The 14,798-nt window shown below is 70.8% G+C and carries 13 protein-coding genes; 7 read left to right on the top strand and 6 right to left on the bottom strand.

Annotated features, from left to right (window positions below; genetic code table 11):
• Positions 1–19: 19 nt before the first annotated feature.
• Complete coding sequence (locus ACFVYL_RS15985; RefSeq protein ID WP_389716052.1) at positions 20–1,756, top strand: GAF domain-containing sensor histidine kinase; 1,737 nt, start codon at positions 20–22, stop codon at positions 1,754–1,756.
• A 152-nt stretch (positions 1,757–1,908) separates the two neighbouring features.
• Positions 1,909–2,955: a murein hydrolase activator EnvC family protein gene (locus ACFVYL_RS15980; RefSeq protein WP_389716049.1), complete on the top strand. Its 1,047-nt coding sequence runs from the start codon at positions 1,909–1,911 to the stop codon at positions 2,953–2,955.
• A gap of 110 nt (positions 2,956–3,065) precedes the next feature.
• Here the strand turns inward: ACFVYL_RS15980 and ACFVYL_RS15975 are convergent, their stop codons facing one another.
• Entirely contained in the window at positions 3,066–4,016 is a 951-nt protein-coding gene (locus ACFVYL_RS15975) for an HAD hydrolase family protein (RefSeq protein WP_389716046.1), read from the bottom strand.
• Positions 4,017–4,184: 168 nt separating this feature from the next.
• Between ACFVYL_RS15975 and ACFVYL_RS15970 the strand changes: the two genes are divergently transcribed.
• A complete protein-coding gene (locus ACFVYL_RS15970) occupies positions 4,185–5,096 on the top strand; it encodes an LLM class flavin-dependent oxidoreductase (RefSeq protein WP_389716044.1) in 912 nt (303 codons plus the stop codon).
• A 123-nt stretch (positions 5,097–5,219) separates the two neighbouring features.
• On the opposite strand, the gene ACFVYL_RS15965 is transcribed toward ACFVYL_RS15970, so the two are convergent.
• The 5 genes from ACFVYL_RS15965 to ACFVYL_RS15945 form a co-directional block, all read right to left on the bottom strand.
• The gene (locus tag ACFVYL_RS15965) at positions 5,220–5,789 is read right to left on the bottom strand and encodes an RNA 2'-phosphotransferase (RefSeq protein ID WP_389716042.1); all 570 of its coding nucleotides are present in this window, start codon (positions 5,787–5,789) and stop codon (positions 5,220–5,222) included.
• A gap of 168 nt (positions 5,790–5,957) precedes the next feature.
• On the bottom strand, positions 5,958–6,905 hold the full coding sequence (locus ACFVYL_RS15960) for a MerR family transcriptional regulator (RefSeq protein ID WP_389716039.1): 948 nt from the start codon (positions 6,903–6,905) through the stop codon (positions 5,958–5,960).
• Between the two features lie 34 nt (positions 6,906–6,939).
• Positions 6,940–7,872, bottom strand: coding sequence for a metal-dependent hydrolase (locus ACFVYL_RS15955; RefSeq protein WP_389716036.1), 933 nt, complete (start codon positions 7,870–7,872; stop codon positions 6,940–6,942).
• The gene (locus ACFVYL_RS15950) at positions 7,869–9,662 is read right to left on the bottom strand and encodes an SDR family oxidoreductase (RefSeq protein ID WP_389716034.1); all 1,794 of its coding nucleotides are present in this window, start codon (positions 9,660–9,662) and stop codon (positions 7,869–7,871) included. Before ACFVYL_RS15950 ends, ACFVYL_RS15955 begins: the two co-directional genes overlap by 4 nt.
• Positions 9,659–10,510, bottom strand: coding sequence for a M24 family metallopeptidase (locus tag ACFVYL_RS15945; RefSeq protein WP_389716031.1), 852 nt, complete (start codon positions 10,508–10,510; stop codon positions 9,659–9,661). Before ACFVYL_RS15945 ends, ACFVYL_RS15950 begins: the two co-directional genes overlap by 4 nt.
• 258 nt (positions 10,511–10,768) lie before the next feature.
• On the opposite strand from ACFVYL_RS15945, the gene ACFVYL_RS15940 reads away from it, so the two are divergent.
• From ACFVYL_RS15940 to ACFVYL_RS15925, 4 genes are read left to right on the top strand one after another with little or no spacing between them, the layout of a single operon-like run.
• Complete coding sequence (locus tag ACFVYL_RS15940; protein ID WP_389716395.1) at positions 10,769–11,794, top strand: ABC transporter ATP-binding protein; 1,026 nt, start codon at positions 10,769–10,771, stop codon at positions 11,792–11,794.
• Positions 11,784–12,701, top strand: a complete 918-nt coding sequence (locus ACFVYL_RS15935) for an ABC transporter permease (protein ID WP_389716029.1) — start codon at positions 11,784–11,786, stop codon at positions 12,699–12,701. The genes ACFVYL_RS15940 and ACFVYL_RS15935 overlap by 11 nt, the downstream gene beginning before the upstream one ends.
• Positions 12,701–13,612: an ABC transporter ATP-binding protein gene (locus tag ACFVYL_RS15930; protein ID WP_389716027.1), complete on the top strand. Its 912-nt coding sequence runs from the start codon at positions 12,701–12,703 to the stop codon at positions 13,610–13,612. Before ACFVYL_RS15935 ends, ACFVYL_RS15930 begins: the two co-directional genes overlap by 1 nt.
• An 11-nt stretch (positions 13,613–13,623) precedes the next feature.
• The gene (locus tag ACFVYL_RS15925) at positions 13,624–14,343 is read left to right on the top strand and encodes an ABC transporter permease (protein ID WP_389716025.1); all 720 of its coding nucleotides are present in this window, start codon (positions 13,624–13,626) and stop codon (positions 14,341–14,343) included.
• The last annotated feature ends 455 nt before the right edge of the window (positions 14,344–14,798 follow it).

Raw genomic sequence — 14,798 nt, 5'->3', positions numbered from 1 at the left:
ACTTACTAGGCTCAAAGGCATGTCAGCTCCCTCGGCCTCCGCCGACCCCCCGCCTTCCGACGGCACAGCGAACTCGGTCGAGGCGGCGGCGCGGGCGACCCGCAGCCTCCAGGGGCTCTCGCCCGAGCTGACCTCGCGGGTGCCACAACTGCTCGAAGCCATGCGGTCGGTCGGTACCGGGCTCGAACTGCACACCACCCTGGACCGCATCTGCGAGACGGCCGCCGAGCTGGCGGATGCCCACTACGCCGCGATCGGCGTCGTCGCCGAGGACGGCGCGGGGCTCTCCGATTTCGTCTACCACGGCATCGACGCGGAGACCGCCGAGCGGATCGGGCACCTGCCCGACGGCCACAAAGGTCTCCTCGGCGCCCTCATCCACCAGCCGCGGACGCTGCGCCTCAGCGATCTCGCCGCCGACCCGCGCTCCTGCGGATTCCCGCCCAACCACCCCCCGATGCGGACCTTCCTCGGCGTCCCCATCCGCGTCCAGGGCGAGATCTTCGGCAACCTCTATCTGACGGAGAAACGGGACGGGGCGGAATTCAACGACTACGACGTGCACATGGTGCGCGTCCTCGCCACGGAGGCGGGCATCGCCATCGGAAACGCTCGCCTCTACGAAGCCGCCAAACAGCGTGAGCGCTGGATCGACGGCTCCGTGGCGGTCACCACGGCGCTGCTGTCCGGCAGCGACGCGGAGGACGCGCTCGCGGTCGTCGCCGAGCAGGCGAGGCACCTCGCGGACTCGACCGCGGGCATCGTGCTGCTGCCCGACGAGGAAGGCGGCATGGAGGTCGTCGCGGTCTCCTCGGAGGAGCCCACCGGAGCCCTCGGCGTGATCGTCCCTCCGGAGAGCCGCATCGTGGCCGACCTCCTCGAAGGCCACTCCGTGTTCATCGACGACATGGCCACCGACCCGCGCGTCATGACCGACATCGCCCGCGCCTTCGGCCCCGTCATGATGCTGCCGCTGCAGAGCGACGGCCGCGTCCTCGGCACGCTCGTGACGCCACGCGCGCGTGGCGGGCGCCCGTTCAGCGAGGCGGAGCGGACGCTCGCCACCCAGTTCGCCTCGCAGGCGGCGCTCGCGCTGATGATGGCCGAGGCACAGCGGGACCGGGAACGGCTCGCGGTCTACGAGGACCGCGACCGGATCGCCAGGGACCTGCACGACCTCGTCATCCAGCGCCTCTTCGCCACCGGGATGATGCTGGAGAGCGCACAGCGCCGGTCGGTCGTGCCGGAGGTGCAGGTCGGCGTCGGCAGGGCCGTCGACGAACTGGACGTGACGATCCAGGAGATCCGGACGGCGATCTTCGCGCTGCAGCAGGGCCCGGCCGAGGCACCTTCGGGGCTGCGCACCCGCGTCCTGCGCGAGATCAACATGGCCGCCGTCCCGCTGGGCTTCAAGCCCTCGCACCACTTCGTGGGGCCCGTCGACACGGTCGTCGGCGAGCTCACCGGCAAGAACCTCATCGCGGCGCTGCGAGAGGCGCTCTCCAACGCGTTCCGGCACGCGCAGGCCGCCCGGATCGACGTCGTGGTCGACTCGACCGTGGTCCTCCCGGACGGGCAGCACGGGGTACGGCTGACCGTCGCCGACGACGGCGTGGGCATCGCGGAGGGCGGCCGGCGCAGCGGCTTGAAGAACCTCAAGAGGCGGGCCGAGTCGCTGGGCGGCGACAGCTGGTACGGGCCCGGGACCGGCGAGGACGGCGGGGGCACGACGGTGGTGTGGGAGGCGCCGTACTGAGTAGGGCGGCCGACGTAGGGTGACCGGGGTTTCACGGGCGGGGCGAGGGACCCTGTTCGGCGGTATCCGGGTAGGCCGTACGGGGCACCGTGGCCCCCGCGTGCACGAGTGGCACAGGGACCGCACCGACGCGGCGGGCAACGATCCGTGACATGGTCCTCAGCCGCCGCCGTCCGCACCCGTTCGTCAGTGTGCCCGTGCTGCTGTGCGCGCTGCTCTGGACCACGCCTCCCACCCCCGCGCCCGCCTTCGAGGGGCCGGGCACGAGCGCCGACGTGGCACGGCTCTACAAAGAGGCCTCCACGGCAACCGCACGCTACGAAGAGGTGCATCGGGCAGCCCGCATCCAGAAGGTGAAGGTCCGGAAACTGGACCGGCTCCTCGCCCGGGAGCGGCACGAGGCGAAGGCGCTCCACGGTGACCTCGGCCGCCTGGCCAGAGCCCAGTACCGCACCGGCGGCGGCCTGCCCTACACCGCGCAGCTGCTCCTCGCGGACAGCCCCGACGCCCTGGTACGCGGGGAGCATGCGTTCCGGCAGGCGGACCTCGCCGTCAACAGCGTCGTCGCCAAGACCCGGCGGGCGGCGGCAGACCTGGCCGTCGCCAAGCGCAAGGCGACCCGCGCCAAGCGCTCCCTGGACCAGCGCACCGTGCGCTTGGCCAAGCTCAAGCGCGACATCAGGCGGAAGCTGGAGACGGCGCGGTGGACCCTGCAGGGCGAGGCCGACCGGTCGGTCGCCGCGGGGAAGTGCCGCGGCGCGGTCCGGCTCGACCAGCCGAGCAGACCCGCCACGCGCGCGTGGGTGGCGCCCGTGGCGTCGTACGAACTCTCGGCGGGCTTCGACCGCGCCGGTGCGCACTGGGCGCACCGGCACACCGGGCAGGACTTCGCGGTCGGCATCGGGGCGCCCGTGCGGTCGGTCGGTGCGGGCCGGGTCGTGAGCGTGTCGTGCGGCGGGGGTTTCGGGATCGAGGTCGTGGTGCGGCACAAGGGCGGGCACTTCACGCAGTACGCGCACCTCGCGGCCGTCACCGTCGACCAGGGGGACCGGGTGCGTACCGGCCAGTGGGTCGGGCAGGCCGGCACGAGCGGCAATTCAACCGGTCCGCACCTGCACTTCGAGGCGCGGCGCACGCCGCGTCATGGGTCGGCTGTAGACCCGGTGAAGTGGCTGGCCAAGCGGGGAGTCAGGCTCTGAACCGCACGCGGGCGCCCCTTAAATACCCTCTCCGTACCTGTTAAGTGCCCTCTCCGTACCTGTTAAGTGTCTTCCCCGTACCCGTTAAGTGCCCTCTACGTAGAGGGGCTTCAGCCGCCGGACTGGCGGCGCTCCTCGAGGATCCGCTCGATCACGACCGCGACGCCGTCGTCGTTGTTGGCGATGGTGCGCTCGGAGGCCGCGGCGACGACGTCGGGGTGGGCGTTGCCCATCGCGTACGACGTGCCCGCCCAGGCGAGCATCTCGATGTCGTTGGGCATGTCCCCGAAGGCGACGACTTCTTGCGGGGTGATGCCGCGCTCGGCGCAGCACAGCTCCAGGGTGCTTGCCTTGGAGACGCCGGGTCCGCTGATCTCCAGGAGGGCGCTGGGACTGGAACGGGTGACCGTGGCCCGGTCGCCGATGGCCGCCCGGGCGAGCACCAGGAACTCGTCGGGGGCAAGGCCGGGGTGGAAGGCGAGCACCTTCAGGACGGGCTGGTCGGCGGCGGCGGAGTCCGCCGGGTGCTCGGCGAGCAGCTTCTCGGCGGGCGCGACGCTTTCGCCCGGTTCCATGTGCAGCGGCGGGTACGTCTCCTCGTGGTGCAGTCCGCCGGTCCGCTCGATCGCGAACGACGTGCCCGGCGCGGCGGCGCGCAGTCTGCGCACGACGTCGAGGGCGCACTCCCGCTCCAGCTCGCGGGTCTTGACGAAGCTGTGGGTGCCGGGGCCGCCGTGCAGGTCGACCACCGCGGCGCCGTTGCCGCAGATGGCGAGGCCGTGGCCGTGGACGTGGGCGCTGACGACGTCCATCCAGCGGGCCGGGCGGCCGGTCACGAAGAAGACCTCGATACCGGCCTCCTCGGCGGCCGCGAGCGCCGCGACGGTGCGGCCCGAGACCGTCTTGTCGTCGCGCAGCAGCGTGCCGTCGAGGTCCGTCGCGATCAGCCGGGGTCGGGGCCGGGGCCCTGGTCGCGGCCCGGCCGGGGCGCCGACTGCCGAAGCGGTGGCTGCCGGGGCGGTGGGGGCCGGGCGCTGGGGCCCTGGGGTAGCTGAGGTCACACCGTCGATTGTCCCGCACCTGTGTGCACGGGCGTGCGCTGGGGCGCACATCTGAGTGCCCCGCGGTCCCCCGAGTGCCCCGCAGTCCCCCAGTCCCCCGGGTGCCCCGCGGTCCCTCGGCCGGATCGGCGGATCGGCCGCATGCGGGTGCGCCGTAAGCTCTGTGACATGAGTCTGCGCCTGAGCACCGTGATTCTTCCCGTACGTCGCTGGCACGAGGGCGCCCGCGACCAGTGGCTGCGGGCCGAGGAGCTCGGCTTCCACGCGGCCTACACGTACGACCACCTGGCCTGGCGCACCTTCCGCGACGGTCCGTGGTTCGGTGCTCTGCCCACGCTGACCGCCGCCGCGGCGGCCACCGAGCGGCTGCGCCTCGGGACGCTCGTCACGTCGCCCAACTTCCGCCATCCGGTGACGCTCGCCAAGGAACTCATCTCGCTCGACGACATCTCCGGTGGCCGGATCACGCTCGGCATCGGCGCCGGCGGCAACGGCTTCGACGCCACGACGCTGCTGAAGAGCGGCGAGGAGCCCTGGACCCCGCGCGAGCGCGCCGACCGGTTCGCGGAGTTCGTTCCGCTGCTCGACCGGCTGCTGACCGAGGACTCGGTGACGTACGAAGGGGACTTCTACTCGGCGACCGAGGCCCGCAACATCCCCGGGTGCGTGCAGCGGCCGCGGCTGCCCTTCGCCGTCGCGGCCACCGGCCCGCGCGGTCTGAAGCTCGCGGCCCGGCACGGGCAGGCGTGGGTGACCACGGGGGACCCGAAGCTGTTCGAGGCGGGCACGCCGGAGCAGTCCCGCGAGGCGCTCGCGGGGCAGATCGAGAGGCTCGGGAAGGCGTGCGCGGAGCTCGGCCGGGACACGGCCGAGCTGGAGAAGGTCCTGCTGACCGGCTTCACGCCGGACCGCAGCCGTCCGCTGCAGTCCGTCGACGCCTTCGTGGACTTCGCGGGCCGCCATCAGGAGCTGGGCTTCACGGAGATCGTCGTCCACTGGCCGATCCCCGACTCCGGCTTCGCCGCGGACGAGTCGGTGTTCGAGAAGATCGCGACGGAGGCAGTCCGCCAGCTGAGCTGAGCCCTGCGAGGGCCCTGGGCCGCCGTCGGCACCACCGGCGTGCCCGCTCGGTTCAGCGCGGTCCCGGAATCCCCGGAATCCCCGGAATCCCCGGAATCCCCGGAATCCCCGGAATCCCCGGAATCAGTGCGGCCCCGGAAAGCGCAGGCAGTCGGACGGGACGGCGGCCGTGAGCCAGACGCCGTTGGCGCTGACCTGGAACACATGGCCGTCACGGTGCATCCTGCCCGCGTCGACGGACAGGACGACGGGCCGGCCGCGGCGGGCGCCGACGCGCGTCGCGGTCTCGCGGTCGGCCGAGAGGTGCACGGCGTGCCGGTTCATGGGGCGCAGCCCTTCGGCACGGATCGCGGCCAGGTGGGCGGCGACGGTGCCGTGGTAGAGGTACGCGGGCGGCGTCGCCGGCGGCAGCGCGAGGTCGACGTCCACGGAGTGGCCCTGACTGGCGCGGATCCTGCCGTTCTCGACGGCGAATCGCCGCTTGTCGTTGACGGCCACCACGTGGTCGAGCTCGGCCCGCGTGATGGGGAAGCGGTGGGCGGCGGCCGCGGCGAGGAGCACGTCGATCTCCACCCAGCCGTTCGCGTCGAGGTCGACGCCGATCCGGTCGGGGCGGTGGCGCAGGTGTCTGGACAGGTACTTGGCCACCTTCACGGTGCGCTGCTCCGACCCCGCGGTGGGTCTTTCGTTCATGCCTTCAGCGTCGCGGTGATCCGTTTTCCGCGCACTCGATTTTCGTCCACCGACTTTTCATCCACGTATTTCGGTCCGAAGGTTTGATCCACAGCCAAGTCGAGTTATCCACAGGGTAGTTGATAATTCTGTGGACAAGTCCCAGGCGATCTAGGGTATTTGGCCAACTTACCGCGTATCGCGGTGACTTGCGGCCAATGCGTCCAATGTCCTTGTCTGTACCTCCCGTTCGGCGGCCGCCGCGATGAACTCCGCGGCGTTCTCCTCGCCAACCAAGGCCTGTACGGCGCGCATCGTGGACATCGGCAGCGCGACACTCTGCGGCTCATCCGGCAGGTGGGCGGGCTGCCCCGGCTCCAAGTGCCGACGGAGGTGACGCGTGGCGAACAGGCGCATCGCGCGAGCCAGTTCGGCATCCACCGACTGCTGGGCGAGCGGCCGGAGCCTGCGTACCAGCGAGGCCGCTTCCGCCGCGTCCGACTCGGTCGGCGGGTGGTGTCCGAGATAGCGCGCGAACACATGCTCGGTCGTGAACTCAAGGAAGCGGGACGCTATGTGCTCGACCTGCCCCCTCAACTCCCGCAGATGGCCCGAGATCGCCGACAGCGGAACACCCGCCGCATGCAACTCCACGGCCACCGACAGCTCTTGAGGGCTCGGCACCAGGAACTCGTCCTCGCGCCCCGGCATCGGTTCGAGCACGCCGAGAGCGAGCGCGTCGGCCACCGCCGCCTCGTCGGGCGTACCGCCGAAGGCCGCGACGAGCTCGGCGCGGGTGATCCGGTCGGCCTTCTCGTCCGTCCACGGCCCGTCGACCTCCGCGGCCAGGCCGAGCACCCCGCCCAGCCCCCGGCCCGCGTCCCAGGCCTCCAGGAGCTCCTTGATGGAGGCCAGGGTGTACCCGCGGTCCAGCAGGTCCGCGATCTGCCGCAGCCGGGCCAGATGCGCGTCCCCGTACACATTGGACCGGCCGCGCCGCTCCGGGCGGGGGAGCAGCCCGCGGTCCTGGTAGGCGCGGATCGTACGGACCGTCGCGCCGCTGTGGTGCGCCAGATCCTCGATGCGGTACTCCGAGCGGTACTCCGCCCGCTGCTCTGTGGGCTCCGTGTACGCCACGCTCCCCGCCCTTCGTTGTGCCTCGTGCCGGACCCTAGGCGGTGGCCGCCCGGCCGATCGCGCCCGCCGCGGCCCGCGCCGCGGGCGACTGCGCCAGATATGCCACAGCCTTGCGCAACGAGCCTTCCTGCGAGGGATGGTACGACCGCCGCAGGTAGCGCGGTATCGCCGTACCGATCTCGCGCCAGGTGGGCAGCAGGCCCTTGCCGACCGCCCGGTTGTGCTCCGCCAGTGAGTACCGCAGGCGGCCCGCGAGCTGGGGGTCGTGGCGGATCAGATAGGCCGTGCCCCACATCCACAGGTACAGCATCACGGGCGCCGTGACCGTCATGCCCGCGATCCTGCGGGCGTACCGGGGCAGGCCGCGGCCGCCGCAGTGCTGGTACATGTCGAAGGCGACCGCGCGGTGCTCCACCTCCTCCGCGCCGTGCCAGCGCAGCAGGTCGAGCATGACCTCGTCGGCCCCGGCGCGGTCAAGGCCCTCGGCGCGCAGGACCCAGTCGCCCAGGACCGCCGTGAACTGCTCGATCGCGGCGACGATCGCCAGCCGGAACCGCAGCCACTCCTGCGTCGGCACCGGCGCGCCCAGCGGCGGCTTCTCACCGAGGAGCTTCTCGAAGAGGAAGTCGACGTACCTGGTGAAGGCGGCGGTGTCGAGGCGCTGCGCCGCCAGGTGGTCGAGCACGTGCGCGTGCTGCACGCTGTGCGTGGCCTCCTGGCCCATGAAGCCCTTGACGTCCTTGCGCAGCACCGGATCGGTGATCAGCGGCAGGCCCTCCTTGAAGACCTTCACGAACCACCGCTCCCCCGCGGGGAGCAGCAGGTGCAGGACGTTGATGACGTGGGTGGCGGTCGGCTCCTCCGGTATCCAGTGCAGCGGTGTCCCGTCCCAGTCGAACGAGACCCGGCGCGGAACGATCGCGTAGTGCTCCTCGGTCCGTGTCAGCGGATCCCTTTCCTTGCTCACAGCGGCGGCTCCAATCGGGCGATCGCACGCAGGGCCTTCGGGCTGAAGCGGGACAGGAGGCGGGCGCCGCGGGCCTCGGGGGTGACCGGGACCACCGCCTGGTTCTTGACGACGGCGGTCAGGATCGCGTCGGCGACCTTCTCCGGCGGGTAGTTGCGCATGCCGTACAGCCGGGCGGACTTCTTCTGGCGGCGCTTCTCCTCGTCGGCCTCGACACCGACGAAGCGGGACGTCGCCGTGATGTTCGTGTTCACGATGCCCGGGCAGATCGCGGAGACGCCGATGCCCTGGCCCGCGAGCTCCGCGCGCAGGCACTCGCTGAGCATCAGGACGGCCGCCTTGGAGGTGCTGTAGGCGGGCAGGGTCCGGGAGGGCTGGTACGCCGCCGCGGAGGCGGTGTTGACGATGTGGCCGCCCTGGCCGCGCTCGGCCATCTGCTTGCCGAAGAGCCGGCAGCCGTGGATCACGCCCCACAGGTTGACGTCGAGGACCTTCTTCCAGTCCTCGCTGCTGGTGTCGAGGAAGGAGCCCGCGAGGCCGATCCCCGCGTTGTTCACCAGGACGTCCACCACGCCGTACTCCGTGGCGACCCGTTCGGCGAGCTTCTCCATGGCCTGCTCGTCGGTGACGTCGACCGTCTCCCCCCAGGCGGCGGGCGCGCCTATCAGACGGGACATCTCCGCCGTACGGGCCGCGCTCTCGGCGTCCCGGTCGACGGCCACCACGCGCGCGCCCGCCTCGGCGAACGCGAAGGCGGTGGCCCGCCCGATGCCGCTTCCCGCGCCGGTGACCAGCACGAGCTGACCGCCGAACCGGTCGGCGTGCTTGCCGGTCGCACCGCTGTCGCTGACGGGCATGCCATCCTCGTTCGTCGTGACGAATTCGCTGATCCAGGCCGCCAGTTGGTCGGGCCGGGTGCGCGGCACCCAGTGCTTGGCCGGCAGGGTGCGGCGGATCAGCTGCGGGGCCCACAGCTCCAGCTCGTCGTAGAGCCGCTCGGACAGGAAGATGTCCCCGGAGGGCGTGATGAGCTGCACGGGCGCGTGGGCATACGCGTCGGTGCGCGGCCTGCGCAGCCTCGCGCGGACGTTGTCGCGGTAGAGCCAGGCGCCGTGCGCGGCGTCCTGGGGCAGCGACGGCGTCGGATAGTCGCCGGCCGGGACCTTCTCCAGGCGCTGGAGGATCTTCGGCCACTGCTTGCCGAGCGGACCGCGCCAGGCGAGCTCGGGGAGCACGGGGGTGTGCAGCATGTACACGTACCAGGACTTGGCGCCCTGGCCGAGCAGTTGGCCCACCTTGCGGGGTGTGGGCCGGGACATGCGCTGCTTGATCCAGTGGCCGAAGTGGTCGAGCGAAGGGCCCGACATCGAGGTGAAGGACGCGATGCGGCCCTCCGTGCGCTTGACGGTGACGAACTCCCAGGACTGCACCGAGCCCCAGTCGTGCCCGACCACGTGCACCGGCCTGTCCGGGCTGACCGCGTCGACGACCGCCATGAAGTCGTCGGTGAGCTTCTCCAGGGTGAAGCCGCCGCGCAACGGCTGCGGGGCGGTCGACCTGCCGTGCCCGCGGACGTCGTACAGCACGACGTGGAAGCGGTCGGCGAGGCGTCCGGCGACCTCGCTCCACACCTCCTTGGAGTCCGGATAGCCGTGCACCAGCAGGACCGTGGGCCTCGCGGGGTCGCCCAGCTCGGCGACGCACAGCTCCACCCCGCCCGTGCGCACCCAGCGCTCGCGCGCACCTTTAAGGCCTCCGCCGGTGCTCTTGCCGATGTCTCCGGTCGTCATGCGGCGGCCCTCTCCTCAGCCCAGCGCCGCACATGCGGCAGATCGTCGTCCAGCCAGAACGCGCTCTCCTCGGGGTCCTTGGAGTCGGTGACGACCAGGATCTCCTCGAACTTCGCGCCCGTACCCCTGAATCCGAGGTGCGGCTCGACCGCCCAGAGCCCCTTCTGGGGCGGGTGGTCGGAGAACTTGTACGGGGACCACAGCGGGGACCAGCCCTCGCGGTGGCCGTGGATCGCGTCGCTCGCAAGGCCCTTCAGCGACTGCGTGCCGAACCCGAAGACGTGCGGGGCCAGCCGGCGCTCCTTGACCCGGTCGACCTTGTGCGCGATGACGCCGAACGGATAGGCGCGATGGCGGTTGGCATAGCCCTGGCGGACCATGAGCCGCTCGACGTCCTCATAGATCTCCCGGAGCGGGCGGCGCTCGCGCACCTCGCGCAGGAGCAGCTCGCGGTGCGCCTCCAGGTCGGCGAGGAGCTTGTCGTGCACGGGGTTCAGACCCAGGCAGCCGGAATAGCCGATGTCGGCGGTGAAGCCCTTGTACACCGGGGCCATGTCGAGGATGAACGGCATCCCCGGCTCCAGCTTGCGGTTGGTCGGGAAGAACTGCAGGGGGATCCGGAAGTTCACGAACGCCGTGCGGTCCCCGAACCAGGCGAAGGGAAGGTGGAACCAGTCCCGCACACCCCGCTCGCGCAGCCACTCGCGCTGCATCCGCGCCGCCTCGCGCTCCGTCACCCCCGGCTTGAGCTGGGCCGCGACCGCCTCCGCGCATTCGTACGCGAGGGTCTGCACTTCTCTGAACCCCCGCAGTTCCGCGGAGAGCTCGCCTGCCACTGCTGAGGTCATGCCACCGTCCGTCCCGAGTCCGGTCATCCCGTGTCCGGTCCATCGCCGTACGCGGTCGTAACTTGACACTGATGAATGTGACAATGCCCGGCGGCTACGTCAAGGGTTCTGCCCAACCTGCGGGACACGTCCGGAAGAACCCCCAGGGGCCGACGTCCGGACGACCCTTACGGGCCCGTAATACTCCAGAGTGAGGTCAGGGCAGGCCCATGGACTGACGACCCGTGTGGTCCGCGCCACTAGCGTCGAAGCGTGACTGTGATCGCGACCGAAAGCCTGAGCAAGCGGTTCCCGAGGGTGACCGCGCTTGACCGGCTCTCCATGGATATCGGGCCCGGTGTGACCGGACTCGTCGGAGCCAACGGAGCCGGCAAGTCCACTCTGATCAAGATCCTGCTGGGTCTGTCCCCCGCCACGGAGGGCCGCGCCGCCGTGCTCGGCCTCGACGTCGCCGCGAGCGGCGGCGAGATCCGCGAACGCGTGGGGTACATGCCCGAGCACGACTGCCTGCCGCCCGACGTCTCGGCCACCGAGTTCGTCGTCCACATGGCGCGCATGTCCGGACTCCCACCTGCCGCGGCCCGCGAGCGCACCGCGGACACCCTGCGCCACGTCGGGCTCTACGAAGAGCGGTACCGCCCCATCGGCGGCTACTCGACCGGCATGAAGCAGCGCGTGAAGCTGGCGCAGGCCCTCGTCCACGACCCCCAACTGGTCCTCCTCGACGAGCCGACGAACGGTCTCGACCCGGCCGGCCGCGACGAGATGCTCGGCCTGATCCGCCGCGTCCACACCGACTTCGGCATCTCGGTCCTGGTCACCTCGCACCTCCTCGGCGAGCTGGAGCGCACCTGCGACCACGTCGTCGTGATCGACGGCGGCAAGCTCCTGCGGTCCAGCTCCACCACCGACTTCACCCAGACCACCACGACGCTCGCCGTCGAGGTCACCGACACCGACGAGCACCCCGACGGCACCCGCGCCCTGCGCGACGCGCTGGGGGACCGCGGCATCGGTACCGAGACCGGCGGCGAACTGCCCGGCGCGGGCCACACGATCCTGCTCTCCGCCGACGGCGAGGAGACGTACGACATCGTGCGCGACCTCGTCGCCGACCTCGGCCTCGGCCTGATCCGGATGGAACAGCGCAGGCACCACATCGCGGAGGTCTTCAAGGACCACGACGACGCGCGTCAGGAGCCCGCCCCGGAGCGCGCCGCGGCCACCGCCCCGGCAGCAACAGCCGCCGCACAGCAGACAGGAGGCCGGCGCGATGAGCACTGAGTCCACCCGGGCCCCTGAGCCCACCGGAACGATCGGTTCCACCCAGATCCACAACATCGGGTACCGCAACTACGAAGGACCGCGCCTCGGCCGTGCCTACGCACGCCGCTCGCTCTTCTCCCAGAGCCTGCGCGGCGCGTACGGACTCGGGCGCTCCGCCAAGTCCAAGGTCCTGCCCATGATCCTTTTCGCGGTCATGTGCCTGCCCGCGGCGATCATGGTGGCGGTCGCCGTCGCCACGAAGGCCGACGATCTGCCCGTCGACTACACCCGCTACGCGATCGTGCTCCAGGCCGTCATCAGCCTCTTCCTGGCGGCCCAGGCCCCGCAGACCGTCTCGCGCGACCTGCGCTTCAAAACGGTGCCCCTGTACTTCTCACGTCCCATCGAGCGCGGCGACTACGTCCTCGCGAAGTTCGCCGCGATGTCCTGCGCCCTCTTCGTCCTCACCGCCGCGCCGCTCCTCGTGCTCTACGTGGGCGCGCTGCTCGCCAAACTCGACTTCGCCGACCAGGCCGCGGGGTTCGCCCAAGGCCTGGTCTCCGTAGCGGTGCTCTCCCTGCTCTTCTCCGGCATCGCGCTCGTCATCTCTGCGATCACGCCCCGCCGCGGCTTCGGCATCGCCGCCGTCATCGCCGTCCTGACCATCACCTACGGAGCGGTGTCCACGGTCCAGACGATCGCCTCCGAACAGGGCAGCAACGGAGCCATCGCCTGGCTGGGCCTCTTCTCGCCGATCACGCTCGTCGACGGTGTGCAGAGCGCCTTCCTCGGCGCGACCTCCGCCTTCCCCGGAGCGGAAGGCCCCTCGTCCGGCGTGGGCGTCGTCTACGTAGTAGTCGTTCTCGGCCTCATCGCGGGCTGCTACGGCGCACTGATGCGCCGCTACCGGAAGGTCGGCCTCTAATGACCACCATCAGCATCGACCACACGTCGCGCTGGTTCGGCAACGTGGTGGCGGTCAACGACATCACCATGAACATCGGCCCGGGAGTCACGGGGCTCCTCGGCCCGAACGGCGCCGGCAAATCGACCCTCATCAACATGATGGGCGGCTTCCTCGCCCCCTCCACGGGCAGCGTCACCCTCGACGGGAAGCCGATCTGGCGCAACGAAGCGAGCTATCGCGACATCGGCATCGTCCCCGAGCGCGAGGGGATGTACGACTTCCTCACGGGCCGCGAATTCGTCGTCGCCAACGCCGAGTTGCACGGCCTGGACGAGCGCGCCGCCAAGAAGGCGCTCGCCACGGTCGAGATGGAGTACGCGCAGGACCGCAAGATCTCCACGTACTCCAAGGGCATGCGCCAGCGCGTGAAGATGGCCTCCGCCCTGGTCCACGACCCGTCCGTACTGCTGCTCGACGAGCCCTTCAACGGCATGGACCCGCGCCAGCGCATGCAGCTCATGGACCTCCTGCGGACCATGGGCGAACAGGGCCGCACGGTCCTGTTCTCCTCGCACATCCTCGAAGAGGTCGAACAACTGGCCTCGCACATCGAGGTGATCGTCGCCGGACGGCACGCCGCGAGCGGTGACTTCCGCAGGATCCGGCGCCTGATGACCGACCGCCCGCACCGCTATCTGATCCGTTCCAGCGACGACCGCACCCTGGCCGCCGCGCTGATCGCCGACCCCTCGACGGCCGGCATCGAAGTCGACCTCAAGGAGGGCGCGTTGCGTATCCAGGCGGTCGACTTCGGCCGGTTCACCGCGCTGCTGCCCCGGGTCGCCCGCGAGCACGGCATCCGGCTCCTGACGGTCTCGCCCTCGGACGAGTCCCTCGAGTCGGTCTTCTCCTACCTCGTCGCGGCCTGAAGGGAGTGACCGTGTACAACCCCACTGTCGCCCGGCTCACCTACCGGGCCCTGCTCGGCCGACGCCGGGCTCTGATCCTCTTCGCCCTGCCCCTCCTCCTGATCGTCATCTCCGCGGCGGTACGGGGCTTCAGCGGCGCCGACGACCAGGTGGCCGTCGACGTCCTCGGCGGCTTCGCGCTCGCCACGATGGTGCCGATCATCGGCGTCATCGCGGGCACCGGCGCGATCGGCCCCGAGATCGACGACGGCTCCGTCGTCTACCTGCTGTCCAAGCCGGTCAAGCGGCCCACGATCATCTTCACCAAGCTGATCGTCGCCATCGCCGTGACCATGGCCTTCTCCGCGATCCCCACGTTCATCGCGGGGATGATCCTGAACGGCAACGGTCAGCAGGTCGCCATCGCCTACACGATCGCCGCGCTCGTCGCGTCCGTCACGTACGCCGCGATCTTCCTGCTCCTCGGCACGGTCACCCGGCACGCCGTGGTCTTCGGCCTCGTCTACGCCCTCGTGTGGGAGGCGCTCTTCGGATCGCTGGTCTCCGGAGCACGCACGCTCAGCGTGCAGCAGTGGTCCCTCGCCGTGGCCCAGAAGGTCGGTCACGGCGACCTGATCACCTCGGACGTCGGCCTGCCGGCCGCGACGGTCCTGCTGGTCGCCGTCACGGCGCTCGCCACCTGGTACGCGGGACAGAAGCTGCGGTCGCTGACGCTGGCCGGGGAGGAGTGACCGATGCGAGGCGACTCGCTTCAAGGTGACCCGGAGCGAGGCGACCCGATTAATTCGGATCAGGTGACCCGACTTATTCGGTAGCGGGGAATTCGGGTCGCGGGCAGAGTAGTTGACGTCACCGCGCAGGGAGACCGGGGCGGTGACAGTCCGGGAGAAGAGCCGGCGTACCCGTCCAGTACGGGATCAGTCGAGTTCCCGGCAGGGCAGCGTGCGGCAGGCTCCGGAGTGGTCACCCATTCCGTGGAGTCCCGCTTCACGGGGGAGCTGCCCGGGGGCGGCCGCTTCGAGCGCGCGGTGTCCGCATCGCTGCGCGGGCCGCCCCTCCCTTCCCGGGAGGATTGGCCGAGTGGTAAGGCAGCGGCTTGCTGAGAGCCTGTCTTTGAACCCCCGCCTGCGCAGCGGCGCTCGGCACGCACGCTCGGCGCACGGAGCCCCAGGACAGGTGGCTCCGC

Origin of the sequence: Streptomyces sp. NPDC058308, from assembly GCF_042880275.1 — a bacterium.
Taxonomy (GTDB): domain Bacteria; phylum Actinomycetota; class Actinomycetes; order Streptomycetales; family Streptomycetaceae; genus Streptomyces.
The sequence above is the reverse complement of the archived record's forward strand: the minus strand, read 5'-3'. Positions and strand labels throughout refer to the sequence as shown.